The sequence below is a fragment of the Streptomyces sp. CNS606 genome (genome assembly GCF_000426325.1).
In genome coordinates this window covers 68987-85287 of the sequence record NZ_AUFD01000014.1, presented here as the reverse complement: position 1 = coordinate 85287, position 16301 = coordinate 68987, and the positions used below count along the sequence as shown (strand labels likewise).

General features: G+C 71.4%; 17 protein-coding genes. 12 read left to right on the top strand and 5 right to left on the bottom strand.

Translation table 11 applies throughout. From position 1 onward, the window contains the following. The first annotated feature begins 239 nt into the window (after positions 1–239). From K304_RS32070 to K304_RS28560, 3 genes are all read left to right on the top strand, one after another. Entirely contained in the window at positions 240–1220 is a 981-nt protein-coding gene (locus K304_RS32070; protein WP_078528948.1) for an ATP-binding cassette domain-containing protein, read from the top strand. Then, positions 1202–2416, top strand: coding sequence for a hypothetical protein (locus K304_RS0111715; protein WP_027763902.1), 1215 nt, complete (start codon positions 1202–1204; stop codon positions 2414–2416). Before K304_RS32070 ends, K304_RS0111715 begins: the two co-directional genes overlap by 19 nt. A gap of 653 nt (positions 2417–3069) precedes the next feature. Continuing rightward, a complete protein-coding gene (locus K304_RS28560) occupies positions 3070–4206 on the top strand; it encodes an SLOG cluster 4 domain-containing protein (RefSeq protein WP_037790064.1) in 1137 nt (378 codons plus the stop codon). Positions 4207–4218: 12 nt separating this feature from the next. Here the strand turns inward: K304_RS28560 and K304_RS0111700 are convergent, their stop codons facing one another. The 4 genes from K304_RS0111700 to rlmN all read right to left on the bottom strand — a co-directional run bounded on the left by K304_RS0111700 (position 4219) and on the right by rlmN (position 9509). Continuing rightward, positions 4219–5262 carry an ABC transporter ATP-binding protein gene (locus K304_RS0111700; protein WP_027763900.1) on the bottom strand — a complete coding sequence of 348 codons (1044 nt, stop codon included), beginning with the start codon at positions 5260–5262 and terminating at the stop codon, positions 4219–4221. After that, a complete protein-coding gene (locus tag K304_RS0111695) occupies positions 5262–6878 on the bottom strand; it encodes an ABC transporter permease (RefSeq protein WP_027763899.1) in 1617 nt (538 codons plus the stop codon). Before K304_RS0111695 ends, K304_RS0111700 begins: the two co-directional genes overlap by 1 nt. A gap of 125 nt (positions 6879–7003) precedes the next feature. After that, entirely contained in the window at positions 7004–8089 is a 1086-nt protein-coding gene (locus tag K304_RS0111690) for a thiamine ABC transporter substrate-binding protein (protein ID WP_027763898.1), read from the bottom strand. Positions 8090–8402: 313 nt separating this feature from the next. Next, a complete protein-coding gene (gene rlmN / locus K304_RS0111685; protein ID WP_027763897.1) occupies positions 8403–9509 on the bottom strand; it encodes a dual-specificity RNA methyltransferase RlmN in 1107 nt (368 codons plus the stop codon). Between the two features lie 206 nt (positions 9510–9715). Here rlmN and K304_RS32065 point away from each other — a divergent pair, with 206 nt between their 5' ends. Then, positions 9716–11059, top strand: a complete 1344-nt coding sequence (locus tag K304_RS32065) for a Fic family protein (RefSeq protein ID WP_158687333.1) — start codon at positions 9716–9718, stop codon at positions 11057–11059. Between the two features lie 315 nt (positions 11060–11374). Here K304_RS32065 and K304_RS0111680 read toward each other — a convergent pair whose 3' ends face one another. Next, positions 11375–11842, bottom strand: coding sequence for an NUDIX domain-containing protein (locus tag K304_RS0111680; protein WP_027763896.1), 468 nt, complete (start codon positions 11840–11842; stop codon positions 11375–11377). Positions 11843–11858: 16 nt separating this feature from the next. Here K304_RS0111680 and K304_RS0111675 point away from each other — a divergent pair, with 16 nt between their 5' ends. The 8 genes from K304_RS0111675 (at position 11859) to K304_RS0111640 (ending at position 16238) form a co-directional block, all read left to right on the top strand. Beyond that, entirely contained in the window at positions 11859–12638 is a 780-nt protein-coding gene (locus K304_RS0111675) for a GntR family transcriptional regulator (RefSeq protein ID WP_027763895.1), read from the top strand. 136 nt (positions 12639–12774) lie between these two features. Continuing rightward, on the top strand, positions 12775–13131 hold the full coding sequence (locus K304_RS0111670) for an SCO3933 family regulatory protein (RefSeq protein WP_027763894.1): 357 nt from the start codon (positions 12775–12777) through the stop codon (positions 13129–13131). A 2-nt stretch (positions 13132–13133) separates the two neighbouring features. Next, positions 13134–14477, top strand: a complete 1344-nt coding sequence (locus tag K304_RS0111665) for an FtsK/SpoIIIE domain-containing protein (protein ID WP_027763893.1) — start codon at positions 13134–13136, stop codon at positions 14475–14477. 88 nt (positions 14478–14565) lie between these two features. Beyond that, positions 14566–15306 carry a DUF2637 domain-containing protein gene (locus K304_RS31675; RefSeq protein ID WP_051308325.1) on the top strand — a complete coding sequence of 247 codons (741 nt, stop codon included), beginning with the start codon at positions 14566–14568 and terminating at the stop codon, positions 15304–15306. Between the two features lie 19 nt (positions 15307–15325). Next, positions 15326–15472: a hypothetical protein gene (locus K304_RS33335; protein ID WP_158687332.1), complete on the top strand. Its 147-nt coding sequence runs from the start codon at positions 15326–15328 to the stop codon at positions 15470–15472. Positions 15473–15474: 2 nt separating this feature from the next. Continuing rightward, a complete protein-coding gene (locus K304_RS0111650; RefSeq protein ID WP_027763892.1) occupies positions 15475–15669 on the top strand; it encodes a mobile element transfer protein in 195 nt (64 codons plus the stop codon). 13 nt (positions 15670–15682) lie between these two features. After that, positions 15683–15877 carry a hypothetical protein gene (locus K304_RS0111645; protein ID WP_027763891.1) on the top strand — a complete coding sequence of 65 codons (195 nt, stop codon included), beginning with the start codon at positions 15683–15685 and terminating at the stop codon, positions 15875–15877. Positions 15878–15893: 16 nt separating this feature from the next. Next, positions 15894–16238, top strand: coding sequence for a hypothetical protein (locus tag K304_RS0111640; RefSeq protein ID WP_027763890.1), 345 nt, complete (start codon positions 15894–15896; stop codon positions 16236–16238). Positions 16239–16301 lie beyond the last annotated feature (63 nt).

Genomic DNA, 16301 nt, shown 5'->3' with positions numbered 1-16301 from the left:
CCTCCGGTCGCGGGTGCCGGCGCCGCGCACGGGCGGTGCCGGCACCCGCGACCGGAACGGACCGGGCCGACCCGGGCCGTAAATGAGTCCATATGGACGGTCCTCGGCGCGTGCCGCGCCGAGCCTCCCCTCTCCCCGCCCGTCACTGTCCCTACGGTGCGAGTGACCGAAGCCCCTGACGGTCGTTCAACCCCTCAGGGGTCTTCCCTGCGGAGCAGAGGCGAGTGGAGGTGCCATCCATGACGGCCCCGCCGGACGACGACGTGCTGTGGGCACGCGGACTGACGTACGCATATGACGGCTCCCCGGCTCTCCAGGACGTCACCCTGGGGATCCGCACCGGTGAGATCGTCGCCGTGACCGGCCCGCGCGGCAGCGGCAAGTCGACCCTCCTGAGCTGCCTCTCCGGGCGGTTGCTGCCGGACGAGGGCGAGGTGTGGTTCCAGGACGTACCCGTCCACACCCTGGGCCTGCACTCGCGGGAACGCCTGCGCCGCGAACGGTTCGGCTGGATCGGCAGCGAACCGCAGCTCGTCCCGGAGCTGAACGCCTGGGAGAACGCGGCCCTGCCGCTGCTGCTGGCAGGCGTCGGCAGTCGTGCCGCCCGCCAGGCGGCGCACGAGTGGCTGGAGCGGCTCGACATCGGCGACTGCGCCCGCAAGCGGCCGGCCGCGCTGCTCCAGGCGCAGCGGCAGCGGGTGGCCATCGCCCGGTCGCTGGTCCACTCCCCCACGATCCTCTTCGCCGACGAACCGACGGCGCCGCTGCACCAGGCCGACCGGGTCCAGGCGCTGCGCACCCTCACCACGGCGGCCCGCACCCACGGCATCACGGTGGTGCTGAGCAGCCACGGGTCCGTCCCGGCGGCGGACACGCCCTCCCCGGTGCCGGCGCCCGCGCCCGTGCCCGTGCCGGCGGTCGCGGGGGACGAGGGCACAGCCGGGAGCGAGGAAGGGGACGGCGTACCGGCCGGCCCCGTCGGCCCGGCCGACGCCTCCGCCTCCGGTGACACGCCCTCCCCGGCCGGTCCGGGCGACGCGCAGACGGCTCCCGCGACCGGCGCTCCGGCGACCGCGGGCTCCGCCGCCACGACCGCACGGAACGACCTCACCGGCAGCCGGATCATCGACCGCGTCATCGTCCTGCTGGACGGCCGCTGTGTGCGGGGCGAGGCGCCCCGGGAGACGGAGGGAAGCACCGCGTGCTCGCTCTCCGTCTAGTCCGCGGCGCCCCGCCGCTCGCCCTGCTCCGACGCCTCCTGCTGGCGGCCGCGGCGGCAGGCGTCACCTTCCTCATGCTCGGGGCCGTCGGCCACGCCGCGGGCCATCCGGAAGCCGCCGGGGACGGCGCCACCCGGATGCTGTGGTGCCTGGTTCCGCTGGCCGCCGCCCTGCAGCTCGCCGTCGCCGTCGCACGGACCGAGACCAGCCGACGTGCGCTGACCGGACTGGACGCGGCGGGCGTGGGTCCGTCCCGGATGCCCCTGCTGGCGGCCGCGTCGACGACCGCCTCCTGCCTTCTCGGCAGCGTGGTCGCACTGCTGCTCTTCCTGCTGCTGCGCGGACATCTGGGCGGTCTGCCGTTCGCCGGAGCGGCGTCCGACGTCCTCGGCGCCGGGCCGGCGCTGCCGCTCGGCGCGGTCCTGCTGCTCTTCCTCCTGGTGCCGCTGACCGCCGCGGCGACCTGCCTCGTCGCGCTGCGGCCCCGCCCGCTGCCTCCCGGCCGCCGCGAGGGGGACCGGAGCGAACCGGCCACCCTGGCGGACGCCCCGCCGACCGCGCTGCCCCCCGGCCTGCCGTGGGGCGTCGCCCTGACCGCGACCGGGCTCGCGCTGGAGACCTTCGCCGGCCGGGGATCCGGCGACCCCGCCGCGGGGGCGCTGCTGCCGATGCCGGGGACGCTCGCCGGCAGCCCGCCCGGCGCGCTCGCCGGCTGGGTGCTCACCGCGATCGGACTGGTACTGGCCGGACCCGGCCTGACGCACCTGTGCGGCCGGCTCATCACGCTCGGCCGCCCCGGCGCGCTGCGCCTGCTGTCCGGGCGGATTCTCCAGGACGACGCCGAACGCGTCGGGCGTCCGCTCGGCGTGCTGTGCGCGGTCGCCTCCGGAGCCCTCGCGGCCGGAGAGCTGTACGGTCCGGCGCGTGGCGGCGAAGCGGCTCCGGGGGCGGTGTTCGGGCCGCTCACCCTGCTGGGCGGAGTGCTGGTGCTGGGCTGCGCGACGGTGAGCGCGCTCGCGGCCGCGGCGGAGTCGCGTGCCCTGCGGGCCCCGGCCACGGCCTCGCTGCTGCAACTCGGGGCGCCACGGTCGCTGTTGCGGAACGCGGCCGCGCTGCGCGCGGTGGTCGTCGTCGCCGTGCTCGGTCCGATCGCCTGGGCCGTTGGCCGCCTCGTGGCCCTGCCGCTGACCACCTGACCGCACCACCCGGCCTCCCACACCCGACTCCGCGCGGGCGCCCCTGCTCCGGGGCGCCCGCGCCGTCGTGTGCGCCGGGCACGGCAGTGGCCGGGAGTTCCCGGAGGGGTCCGCGGGAGCACGTGCGCTCGGAGAGGCGTGACCGCGAGCACGGCGGCCCCGGCGACACCCTGGCGCGGTCCTGGGGACACCCTGGGGACGGCCCGGCGACGAGCCGATGGGCCGGTGGCGGCGCGGCGGGAAGACCGAGCGCGGGCGGGCACGTCGCGTCCTCACCACCCGGCTCGTCCGGGACCCTCGGCGCACGACGCCGCTGGTGTCACCTCCGAGGCCGTCGAGCGAGCGTGGGCGAAGCGCACGGTGCCCTCACCGCTTCGCCTGCCCGGCCTGCACGAGGACCGCGCCGACGGCGGCGCACCAGGGCGGCCGTACCGCTCCCGTGCCGGAGATTCCGCAGGCGCCGGCAGCGGCGGCCCCGTGGGACGGCACCGGGGGGAGCCGGGCGGTCCGCACCACCGGCGGGCCCCGACGCGCGCGACCTTCGCCGCCTCGGAAGCCGCTCACGGCGAACGGCCGCGGCGGACCGTGCACGCCGCCCCGCACGGGCATGCGCATCTGTCGGCTTCCGCGCCGGAGGCGCCTACGCTTGCCGGATGCCGCCTCACGACGCCGACCGCCGCGAACCCGTCCCCCACCGCACCGATCGTGAGATCGAGACGCTCGAAGCCTTCGACCGGGTCGTCGCGGGGCACGGTTCGCTCCAGGGCTGGCGTGTCCAGTCCCTCGACCTGACGGGCCGTACGGACGCCCTCGCCGCCGCCGACACGGCGGGCGCGGTGTTCCTCGGCTGCACGATGCCCCCGGAGGCGGCCCAACGCGCCCGGGAGGGCGGCGCGCTGGTGTTCCCGCCGATTCCGGATCTGCCGTTCAACCCCTACCGGGGGTCCCTCTACACGCCGGAGGAACTGTTCGACGGCCTCGGCGGCGGCTACGCGCACACCCCCGACGGCCGGACGTACGACTGGTTCCGCCGGACCCGCGCCGACGGCGACGTGTTCGCCTCGATGCTGCGCGCGGTGCACGACGACGCGGTGTCCGACGCCCTCGACGAACTCCTCGCCGGTCACCGGGTGGTGGGCGTGATGGGCGGGCACGCGCTGCGGCGCGGCTCGGACGCGTACGCGGGCGCCGCCCGGCTCGGCCGGGTGCTGGCACGTACGGGCATGACGGTGGCCACCGGCGGCGGACCGGGCGCGATGGAGGCGGCCAACCTCGGCGCCTACGCGGCGCCCTTCGAGGACCCCGTGCTGGACAAGGCCCTCCAGGTCCTCGCGGCCGTACCCTCGTTCGAGCCTTCGGTCGCGGACTGGGTCCGCGCCGCCTTCGACGTGTGCGAGAGCCACCCGGACGGCGGCCCGTCGGTCGGGATCCCGACCTGGTTCTACGGCCACGAGCCGCCCAACGTCTTCGCTCGGCACATCGGCAAGTACTTCGTGAACGCCGTGCGCGAGGACGGTCTGCTGGCACGGGCGCGGGCGGGCGTGGTGTTCCTGCCGGGCGCGGCCGGCACCGTCCAGGAGGTGTTCGACAACGCGACGCCGAACTACTACCGGTCCCGCGGCGAGCCCACCCCCATGGTGCTGGTGGACCGTGCGCACTGGACCGAACGGCTGCCGGTGTGGCCGCTGCTGACGTCGCTCGCGAAGGAGCGGGCGATGGAGGCGCGGATCGCGCTGGTCGACTCCGTCGAGGAGGTCCCCGCGACCCTGGCCCGGCTCCAGCAACCCTGACGGGCAACGCCGTCAGCCGGCGGCCCCACCCTCGTGCAGCACCACGACGCCGTCCGGATCGAAGGAGACGCCGACCCGTCCGCCCTCCTCCGGGGCGTGCGGCAGGGGGCAGGTCGCCTCCAGCGGCGGCGCGTCCACCGGCTGCAGCAGCAGCGAGACGACGGACGTCGGCCCGCCGCGGAAGGTACGGCCGGTGACCGTGCAGGGCAGCCCGTCCGCCGGCGCGGTGAGACGGACGCCGGACGGGCGGACCAGCACCTTCCGTTCCCCCTGCGGGGAGGCGGCCGGCACCCGCACCGTGCCCCACGGGGTGTCGGCGGTCGCGTCGCGCACAGTCGCCGGCACGACGTTCTCGAAGCCGAGGAAGCGGGCGACGAACTCCGACGCGGGGCTCCGCCACACCTCCAGCGGCGTGCCCGCCTGGGCGACACGTCCGCCGTCCATCACCACGATGCGGTCGGCGAGCGCGAACGCCTCCCCCTGGTCGTGCGTCACGGCCAGCACGGTGGTGCCCAAACGGCGGAAGAGGGCCCGGAGTTCCACGACGAGGCGTTCACGCAGCGCACGGTCCAGCTGCCCCAGCGGCTCGTCCAGCATCAGCAGCCGCGGGCTGGGCGCGAGCGCGCGGGCGAGCGCCACGCGCTGCTGCTCCCCACCGGACAGCGACGGCACCTCACGGCGCTGGGCTCCCGGCAGGCCCACCAGGCCGAGGAGTTCGGCGACCGCCGCCGCCTGCTCGGCGCGGCCCGCCCCGCGCATCCGCAGGCCGAACCCGACGTTGCCGGCGACGTCGCGCTGCGGGAAGAGCTGGTGGTCCTGGAACATCAGCCCGAGCTCGCGCTTGTGCGCCGGAACGCCGTGCTGGTCGCGTCCGGAGAGCAGCACCCGCCCGGCGTCGGCGTGCTGGAGCCCGGCCACGACCCGCAGCAGCGTGGACTTGCCGCTGCCGCTGGGGCCGAGGACGCACACGATCTCGTGGTCGGCGACCTCCAGGTCGACCGCGTCCAGGGCCGTGTGGCCGTCGAAGCGTACGGTCACGCCGTCCAGTCGCAGCATCAGAACTCTCCCGAGCGGTCGTCGGACGCCCGCACCCGTTCCAGGGCCAGCAGGGTCACGGCGCACAGCGCCATCAGCACGGTGCTCATCGCCATGGCCTGCCCGTAGCTCAGCTCCCCCGCACGCCCGAGGAAGCGGGCAACGGCCACCGGCAGCGTCGGGTTGTCGGCACGGGCGATGAACACCGTCGCGCCGAACTCGCCCAGCGAGACGGCGAACGCGAAGCCGGCCGCCACCAGCAGCGCCCGCCGTACCAGCGGAAGGTCCACCTCCCGCCAGGCGCGCCACGGCGAGGCGCCCAGCACCGCGGCGGCCTCCCGCAGCCGCACGTCCACCGCGCGCAGCACCGGCAGCAGGGTGCGCACCACGAACGGCACGCCGACCAGCGCCTGCGCGAGCGGCACGATGATCCACGACGCGCGCAGGTCCAGCGGCGGTTCGTCCAGCGCGATGAGGAAGCCGAAGCCGACGGTGACGGCTGAGGTGCCCAGCGGCAGCATCAGCAGCGCGTCGAAGCCGCGCACGAGCCTCCCGGCGCGCCGGGTGAGCGCCGCCGCCGCGAGGCCGCCGACGACCAGGGCCACCCCGGTGGCGACCGCCGCGTACGCCAGGGAGTTGCCGATCGCCTCGACCGGGGCGACCAGGAAGGTGCTGTCGCTGCCGTGCTCGGTCAGGGCGCGGTAGAAGGCCAGTCCGTAGCCGTCGCTCGTGCGCAGCGAGCGGAGCGCGAGCACGACGAGGGGGGCGACCAGCAGCACGGCGACCAGGGCGAGATGCGACCACAGCAGCGCCCACTGGCCGGTGCCGCGCGGGCGGCGCGCGGTGTGCCGGGCATCGACGAGGGCCAGCGCCGACTCCCGCCGCCGCACCGTCCAGGCGTGCACCGCCAGCAGCGCGGCCACCGCGGCGAGCTGGAGCAGGGTGAGCACGGCGGCGGCCGGCAGGTCGAGCAGTGCGGCGGTCTGGCGGTAGATCTCCACTTCGAGCGTCGCGTACCGGGGACCGCCCAGCACCTGGATCACGCCGAAGGAGGTGAAGGTGAAGAGGAAGACCATCAGTGCGGCGGCGGCGACGGCCGGTGTCAGCGCGGGGAGCGTGACACGGCGCCAGGCCCCGAACCGGGTCGCGCCCAGCACCCGCGCGGCCTCCTCCTGCCGCGGGTCCAGCTGCGCCCAGAGCCCGCCCACGGTCCGCACCACGACGGCGTAGTTGAAGAAGACGTGCGCGAGCAGGATCGCCCACACGCCGGTGTCCAGCCGCACCCCCCACAGCTGGTCGAGGGTGCCGCCGCGCCCGGCCAGAGCGAGGAACGCCGAGCCGACGACGACCGTGGGGAGCACGAAGGGCACGGTGACGACCGCCCGCAGCACCTGCTTGCCGGGGAAGTCGAAGCGGGCGAACACGTACGCGCCGGGCAGGGCGACGACGAGCGTGAGCGCGGTGGAGGCCGCGGCCTGCCACAGCGTGAAACGCAGCACCTGGAGCACCGCGGGGTCGGTGAGGACCTCGGCGGCGCGGGCGAACTGCCACCGGCCGCCGTCGTGCAGGCCGCGGAGCGAGATCGCGACGACCGGGTAGGCGAAGAAGAGGGCGAAGAACGCGGCCGGCAGGGCCATCAGGGCCAGCCGCCGGACGGCGTCGCGTGCGCCGCCCGGTTGCCGTCCGGGGGTGGGCAACGGCTCCTTCCACGGCGCGGGGACGTGTGTCCGCGCCCGCCGGAGCGCCGGCCGCGCCTCGGTGTCTACCGCACGACGAGCGAGGTCCACGCCTTCACCCACTGCTCCCGGTTGTCCGCGATGCGCTCCGGCGCCATCGTGGCCGGGTTCTCGACGTCCGCGCCGTACTCGGTGAACACCTCGGGGAGTACGGCGTCCTCGCGCACCGGGGAGACGAACATCTGGAGCGGCAGGTCCTCCTGGAACGCCGTGCCGATCAGGAAGTCCAGCAGCGCCCTGCCGCCCTTCGGGTTGTCCGCGCCCTCCAGCAGGCCGGCGAACTCGACCTGGCGGAAGCAGGTGCCCTCGGCGACGCCGGTCGGCGCCTGCTCGGGCATCGGCTTCTTCCCGAGCACCTCGGCGGGCGGGCTGGACGCGTACGACACGACCAGCGGACGGTCGCCCTTGCCCTCTCCGCCGGCCGAGCCGCTGAACCGGTCGTAGTACGCCTGCTCCCAGCCGTCGACGACCTCGACGCCGTTGGCCTCCAGCTTCTTCCAGTAGTCCTTCCACCCGCCGTCCCCGTACTCGGCGACGGTGGCGAGCAGGAAGCCCAGGCCGGGCGAGGAGGTGGCGGCGTTCTCGGTGACGAGCAGGTCCTTGTACGCGGGCTTCGTCAGGTCGCCGAGCGTGCGGGGCGGCCGGAGGCCGTTCTTCTCGAAGTACGCGCGGTCGTAGTTGACGCAGATCTCGCCGGTGTCCACCGGAGTCACGTCCGCGCCGCCGCCGGCCGGCCGGTACTCCTGCGGGACCTTCTCCAGGCCGCGGGCCTCGTAGGGGGTGAAGATCTCGTTCTCCAGCGCGCGGGAGAGCAGGGTGTTGTCCACGCCGAAGAGGACGTCGCCCTGCGGGTTGCCCTTGTTCAGCACCGCCTGGTTGACCGTGGATCCGGCGTCGCCGGCGCGCAGGATCTCCAGTTCGTAGCCCGTCTCGTCGGTGAACCGCTTCAGCACCTTCTCGGAAGCGGCGAAGGAGTCGTGCGTGACCAGGGTGACCTTCTTCGCGTCCCCGCCGTCCGCGGAGGAGTCGCCCGACCCGCCGGAGCCGCCGCACCCGGCGAGCAGCGAGACGCCCAGCGTGACGGCGAGGAGGGTGGTGGCGGTGTGCTTCATCGTGCAGCCTTCTTCCCGGGTCCTCGACGGACCTCCAGGTGGGCGCACGCGGGCAGCACGAGAGGTGTGAACCGATCTTCCTACCCAGCATGACCTGGGCGAGGTTCTAGGGTCTGCGGCCGGACGGTGCCGCACTCTCAGCGCTGCGCGCGCTCCCCTGTCGGATGGAAATACGGTTGTACGGTACCAGCCGGGCTCTCACGGCGAGCAGGCCCGGCCTCCGCCGGGGCACGGGCGGCGCCCGGCCCGGTACGCCGCCGCCGCTCCGCAGCTGTTCTGCCGCCGCTCCGCCGCCGCGTTCCGCCGCGGCCGGTCAGCGCTCCGTGGCCGCCAGCTGGCCGCAGGCCCCGTCGATCTCCTGACCCCGGGTGTCCCGCACGGTCACCGGTACGCGGTGCGCCTCCAGGGCCCGTACGAACTCCCGCTCGTCCTCCGGCCGCGACGCGGTCCACTTGGACCCCGGCGTCGGGTTGAGGGGGATCAGGTTGACGTGCACCGGCCGTCCCTTGAGCAGCCGTCCCAGCAGATCGGCCCGCCACGCCTGGTCGTTGATGTCCCGGATCAGCGCGTACTCGATGGAGACCCGGCGCCCGGACTTCTCCGCGTACTCCCACGCCGCGTCCAGCACCTCGCGCACCTTCCACCGGGTGTTCACCGGCACGAGGGTGTCGCGCAGCTCGTCGTCCGGCGCGTGCAGCGAGACCGCCAGGCGGCACTTGAGCCCTTCGTCGGCGAACCGCAGCATCGCGGGCACCAGACCCACCGTCGACACCGTGATGCCCCGCTGCGACAACCCGACGCCGTCCGGCTCCGGATCGGTCAGGCGGCGGATGGCGCCGACCACCCGTTTGTAGTTGGCGAGCGGCTCGCCCATACCCATGAACACGATGTTCGACAGCCGCGCCGGGCCCCCGGGCACTTCCCCGTCGCGCAGCGCACGCATGCCGTCGACGATCTGGTGCACGATCTCCGCCGTCGACAGGTTGCGGTCCAGGCCCGCCTGTCCCGTCGCGCAGAACGGGCAGTTCATCCCGCATCCGGCCTGCGAACTGATGCACATCGTGACCCGGTCCGGATACCTCATCAGCACCGACTCGACCAGCGTGCCGTCGTGCAGCCGCCACAGCGTCTTGCGCGTCGTGTCCTCGTCACAGCTGATGTGCCGCACCACGCTCATCAGCTCCGGCAGCAGCTCGCCGGCCAGCCGCTCCCGCGACTGCTGCGGGATGTCCGTCCACTGCGCGGGGTCGTGCGCGTACCGGGCGAAGTAGTGCTGCGACAGCTGCTTCGCGCGGAACGGCTTCTCCCCCAGCGCGGCCACGGCCTCCTTCCGTTCCTTCGGCGAAAGGTCGGCCAGATGCCGCGGCGGCTTCGCAGCCCCGCGCGGCGCCACGAACGTGAGCTCTCCAGGTGCAGGCATAACCGCTCCAGTGTCGCAGATCCCCGGGCCGCCCCGCTGGTCAGCGCGTGCGACAGTCGTCACCCTCCGGCGCCCTCTGTCAGCCTTGGCCACCCTCGCACGGCCCACAGACGGCCCCAGCACAGAACTCTGATGACCTGAAGATTTGACCGAAGACTTCGCAGATGCCACCCCGTACAGAAAGAGCATCACGTAGACTCCGGCATATGGGAATCATTGATGACATTTTCAGGGGTACTCCTTACCTTATCTCCGGAGACGAAGCGTCGATGAAACGCTTTGACGTCGTGAAGAGTAAAGCCGAAAAGTCACGCGACAAGTCCATTGCCGTACAATCGAGAATTGCCAACGAAGGGCAAGAGCTTTTCGAGCCGTACACACGGGCGATCCGCAGCCGAATCGTATCAGAGAGCAATAAGATCGAGGGGTACGAATGGACGTACGACGAGGTGAACAAAGTGGTTCTCACTTACCGAGAGCTACTGGAATCATCAATCGGGTCCATCATGCAGGCAGTACGGCATGACCCTCGCGTCTATCAAGCACTGGGGCTCTACAAAGCCCATCAAGTAGCGGACGATTGGGCAAAGTCGGCCGAAAGGCCTCGCGAATACGAGATTCGGGCACTCCATGAACTAATCACGAGCGGCGAGTCACATGCAGGCCGCTACAAACAAGTGGAAAACGAGATTGGCGGCACGAACCTCCGAACGGCCGGCCCTTGGGAAGTCCCGCAGAAAATGCACGAGCTGAGCAGTTGGTGGCAAGAGTGCACAGTCGACCCGGCCCTAGAAGCAACTGTTGTGCACGCATGGTTGACACATATTCACCCCTTCGAGGATGGAAACGGGCGCATGGCCCGAATCCTTGCGAATATGGCACTCGCGAGAAATGGATTTCCGCCCCTCCTAGTGCAATCCGGGGTTGACCGGGGTCAGTATTACGACGCGTTGGCAGCAAGCGACGGAGGCGACCTTCTACCCCTGTACGACCTGTTCGTCTCCATCCTCAACCGCACTGTTCGACTCATGTCCAAGCCAGGATACGTTCGGGACCTTATTCACGACAGGCTCCTGACTACATCAAAAGATCGCTACAACCTCTGGAAGCAGTCGCCGCAGACATTCTTAAACCTACTAAGAGACGAACTCACCGAACGAGGGTGGACGGTACAACTCCAGGGAATTCCAGATCTACATTCATTTTCCTTGCTGGAAGAGCGCGACAGAGATGGGAATTCTTGGTTCGCAAAAGTCTACGACGAGGATGGATTCCCCAAATGGCTCTTGTGGTGGGGCTTCAACTCGACAGACATGTGCGACCTCATGAAGAATAAAACCCATTTTCCGTCAATCTTCACGTCGATTAGAGACGATGACCCAAACAAGGTTCATCCGTTCAAGCACCTATCGATGGGCGGAGAATTCCCAGACGAGGTTGTGTTGCGCCCTCTGGAAAAGACTCCCGTCCTTTACCGATCCGGCTATCATCTTGAAGACCTCGATATGTACACGGCTGCCCGCTACATGGCTCAATCGCTGACGAGTTAGGTCGGCATAGCGGCTTTGGGCTGGAGCTGCCATGGGGCGAGAGGTCGGGGGCCCGTAAGCTTGCCGCGACTCGGGCAGCACCTAGCCTGCCCGCAATAGCCCGAAGTGGGCCCCCGATCTTCGAGGCTCGCCCCATGGTGGCTGCCTAAAGCCGTGGAGCCGACCGCCCCAGCCACGACGGCGCCCTCTTCTGTGGCTCGCGCCGCGCGCGGGCCGGCGGCCGGGCCGGAGCGGGGCGAAGACAGGAGCGTCGGCCCGGCGGCGAGCCGGGCCGCGCGGCGAGCGGAGCGAGCCCTTGATGAAGTAGAGAAACTCTTACCGCGTCTCGATGAGCTGCTGGCCGTCATGGTTGCGAACATGCGGCCCATCGCTGGCAGTTGCGTCCAGCAGGCGTACTGCGTAGACCTCGCTCATCCGCTCGGCCACCTCTTCGGGCGTGAGCCATGCGACGGCAGTCGATTCGTCGGAGGTGCGCTCGACTCCGCCGGACGGCTTGCACCGGAAGACCAAGGCCACGACGCCACGCGCCAGGTTCTTGTAGACGCCGCTGAGCTGGTCCACCTCGACCCGGACGCCGGTCTCCTCGTAGACCTCGCGTCGCACGCCCTCCTCCGGTGACTCGTCGAGTTCGAGTACGCCCCCGGGGAGCTCCCACTTGCCGTTGTCCGCGCGCTTGATGGTGAGGAACCTGCCGTCTTCGCGGATGACCGCTCCGGCGACGGACACGGAGTGCAGCGGCGTTGACCGCGCCGTCGGGGTACCGATACTCATGTATAGGAGCATAGGAGGAAGCAAGGACATGGGTACACCTGCGGCACGCGACTCGGCCGTCCCGAAGTATCTCCAGATCGCCGAGGGCCTGGCCCAGCAGATCCGCGAGGGCGTACTCGCCCCCGGTGAGCAGGTGCCCAGTGAGGCCGAGGTGATCAAGCAGTACGGCGGATCGGTCGGCACCGTGCGGAAGGCCATCGCCGAGCTGCGCACGGCCGGGCTGGTCGAGACGCACCATGGCCGCGGCTCCTTCGTGAAGCGCCGGCCTCCTGTGCGCCGGAAGTCCTCCGACCGGTTCCGCCGCTCGCACCGCAAGGCCGGTAAGGCCGCGTACCTGGCCGAGAGCGAGCAGACCGGGTCCACTCCGTCGGTGAACGTGCTCTATGTCGGTCCGATGGAGGCACCCGAGGAGATCGCCGAGCGACTGGCTGTCGAGCCTGGCACGAAGGTGCTCGCCCGGCGGCGGCTGTACTTCAGCGACGGCATCCCGACCGAGGAGGCCACCTCGTACCTGCCGTGGGACGTGGTCAAGGACATCCCGGAGATGTTCGAGGAGAACCCCGGCGGCGGTGGCATCTACGCCCGCCTGGAGGAGCACGGCAACACCCTCGCCGAGTACGTCGAGACCGTCCGCGCCCGGCTGGCAACCAAGCAGGAGACGTCCGGCCTCAGCCTGAGCCCCGGCTCGCCCGTCATCCACCTGGTGCGCGAAGCGATCACGGACACCGGTCGCGTGGTCGAGGTGTGCGACACCGTGATGGCCGCTGACAAGTTCGTCCTCGACTACCGCATCGTCGCCGGAGACTGACGCACCGGCAGGTCAGAGCGTCGCGAACAAGAAACTTCGAGAGGGGACTTGACTCATACACATGAGTACGCGACTCTTCTAACCGTCGCTCATATACATGAGTGACGGAGTCGATCACATCTAGAGGAGTCTCCTCATGCGTCAGATCCCCGTCGACACCAACGCCGCTCAGGTCATGGCCGCTGGCCCGGCTGAGCCGAAGGTCAACCGTCAGACCGGTGAGGTCCAGACCGACCGTGAGACCGGCGCGAAGCTGATGACCGTGAACGTGATGTTCGCGCTGGAGGGCAACGCCCCGGAGATCCTGTCGATCACCGTTCCCGAGTCGGGCGTGTGCGGTGAGCTGGTGATGGGTACGCCGCTGGCGCTGACCGGTCTGGTCGCGCGGCCGTGGGAGAACGAGTTCAACGGGCAGCGTCGGCACGGCATCGCCTTCCGCGCCGTGGCGGTCACCTCCCTCGCGGAGACGGGCGCGAAGGCCAAGGCGGCCTGATCATGGAGACGCTGACGATCATCGTGCTGGTGGTCATCCTGGGCACGGCGGCGCTGCTGCGGTGGCGCCGCCCGGCCTGGCACTGGCTCACCTTCGGCGCCCTCGTGGCCGTGGTCCGCCTCCGCATCCGCTACGCCTCGGTCATGGAAGCCTGCGGCCTGACCGTTCCGCCGTCGCGATTGCGGCTGCTGCTCGCACGGGCCACCCGCAGCGAGGTGCCGGCCTCCCGCATCCCGCGCATCCGCCGACTGCGGGTCACTCGGACTGGTCTGGTGGTGCGGGTCAAGCTCCAGCCGGGTCAGGACGCGTTCGACTTCGCCGCCGCCTCGGACCGGTTGCGGCACTCCTTCGGCATGCAGGGCGTCTCCTCGCGAGAGGTCAAGGCCGGGATGGTCGAGCTGCGCATGACCGGCTACGACGTCCTCAAGCGGGTGCAGATGCCCACCAAGACCGAAGAGTCGACGCTGCGGGTTCCGGTCTCCCTCCGCGAGGACGGCTCGGTGCACTACCGCGACTACCGGCAGGTCCCGCACGCGCTGAACATTGGCGCCACCCAGTCGGGCAAGTCCGTCTACCAGCGGCGTCTGGTGGCTGCGCTGGCGGATCAGCGGGTGGCGCTGGTGGGGATCGACTGCAAGAACGGTGTGGAGCTCTACCCCCTGGCACGCCGCTTCTCCGCCCTGGCCGACAACCCGGACGATGCCCTGGGCCTGCTCGAAGCGCTCATCGACCGCATGGAGACGATCCTCGACGTCATCCGGCGTGAGCAGCGCATCAGCGCAGAGGTGCCGGACGCGGAGATCACTGCCGACATCTGGGGCCTGCCCGAGCATCTGCGGCCGGTACCGGTCGTGCTGCTGGTCGATGAGGTGGCCGAACTCGCCCTCGCATCCGGCAGCAGGGCGGAGGAGAAGCGCCGCGACGCCATCGTCACCGCCCTGGTCCGTCTCGCCCAGCTCGGCCGCGCCGCCGGCATCTACGTAGAGGTCTGCGGGCAGCGCTTCGGCGCCGACCTCGGCAAGGGCATCACCCTCCTGCGCTCCCAGCTCACCGGCCGCACCGCCCACCGGGTCAACGATGAGGCCTCCGCGAACATGGCGTTCGCCGACATCGCCCCGGACGCCGTACTCGCCGCCGTCCAGATCCAGACGGAGCGTCCCGGCACCGCTGTTGCGGCGGATTCCTCCGGCGGCTGGGTGCTGACCCGTACGCCGTTCACGACGCTTCGGCAGGCCGTCAACGTCTGCAACCAGTACGCCGACCTGACACCGGAACTCCCGGAGCTGGCTGACTACCGGCCCGCCCTTGATGCGGCCCCGGCCCGTGAGCTGACCGAAGCGGCCTGACCCCTTCGCGCACTCCCCCTCGGTTGGTGTGACCGCCTCACGCCACGCCCCTACCCGATCCATGCCAACCGGAAGGAGTGAACCGACCATGACGCAGCAGCAGGCAGAACGGGCCGCGATCCTCACCGCCGGGGCCGTCATCCTCGTCCTGACCGTGGCCGCGTTCTGGCTCTCCTACGCCCACCTGGCCGAGGTGGCCAAGGAACACGGCCTCGCTTCCAGTCCCGAACGCGCTTGGGCCTGGCCGGGCACGATCGACCTGTTCATCCTCGCCGGTGAAGTCCTCATGTTCCGCGCCGCACTGCGCGGGGCCTGGGACTGGTGGGCCTTCGCCCTCACCGCCGCCGGGTCACTCGGGTCCATCGGCCTCAACGTCGCCGGAGTCGAACAAGACAGCCTGAGCCTGGAACACGTCGTCGCCGCCGTGCCCCCGACCGCCGCCCTCCTCGCCTTCGGCGCGCTGATGCGGCAAGTCCACGGCCTCGTCACCGACACCTCGACTGCCGACGAACCGGAGCACGCCCCGGCCGTCGCCGTCGAACGCGACGCACCCGCCAAGCCAGCCCCGGCCGCGCTCGCACCGGCCGAAGAGCCGGCACCCCCGCCCCACGAGGTCGAGCAGGAGCCCGCACCGGTTGAGCCGGTCAAGGCCCCCGCCCCGGCTCCGGTACCGGCGGTCACGGTTCCGGCTCCGCTGGTCGAGCACGCCCGAAAGCTCGCCACAGCTCACCGGAAGCGCACCGGGGCGCAGATGGACACCGACACCCTCCGCGCCCGCCTAGGCGTCCCCGCGCCGATGGCCGACGCCATCGCCGCCCAACTCACCTGACCGGAAGGACACACCCGCCATGGCCGGACGAGAGCCGACCTCCGCAGAGTTCCGCGACGCCGCCGAGGAGATGGAGGCCACCGGTCACCACTTCCTCGCCCGCGAGCTGCGCGCGGAAGCCGCCGAACGCGACGCGCGCACAGCCGACACCGACAAGGAGAACTGATCGTGCCTGCCCGTGACTTCTTCCACTCCGTCGAGCGCATCGGCCCGGTGCAGATCGGCACCCACCGCGACCGCCGCACCGGCCAGACCCGCCACGCCGCCGTGTGCACCTCCGAGCGCTGCGGCTGGTCCGCCGACTACGGCACCCGCACCGCAGCCCAGCTCGCCGCCCGCACCCACCGCTGCCGCATCCGCTGAAAGGACACCCGCCATGAACGTCGAAATCCCGCTCGTCGCCCTCCTGGCCGTCTTCGGCTACTTCGGCATCAAGCTCTTCCGCCCGCCGACCTGGCTCGTTGTCACCCTCCTCCTCGGCGGCTTCCTCCTCGCCGACACCTTCATCGCCCCCGCCATCGAGAGCGGCGCCGAAACCGGCACCGAGATCGTCAACGGCACCAACGACTGAGACAGGAGACTCCGCCATGTTCCGACCCAAGTACCCCGCCGCTCCTGCCCCGACCGGCACCACGCCGCACGTGGTCACTCCGGCCGCGATCCGTCGAAGCGCCGCTGTCGAACCGACCGGCTGCGGCTGCCAGCACCCCGCCCCGGCTCCGACCCAGGTGCCGGCCAACCCGGCCCCCGCCGCTCCGGCCCGGATGACGCCCGGAACCGCTGCCGCGCTGGTGGCCGGTGGAACCGCGGCCGTCCTCGTCGTCGGCGCGGTGCTGGTCTCCATGCTCCTGGCCGTTGCCATCACCGCCGCATCCCTCGCGGTGTGCGTGCTGGTCATCCGCTCCCTGCTCCGCGGCCAGCACCAACGCTGACCGGCCCTCCGGGGCGGCACCGATACCGCCAAGCATCCGCCGCCCCGGCAGGGCTCCAGCCCC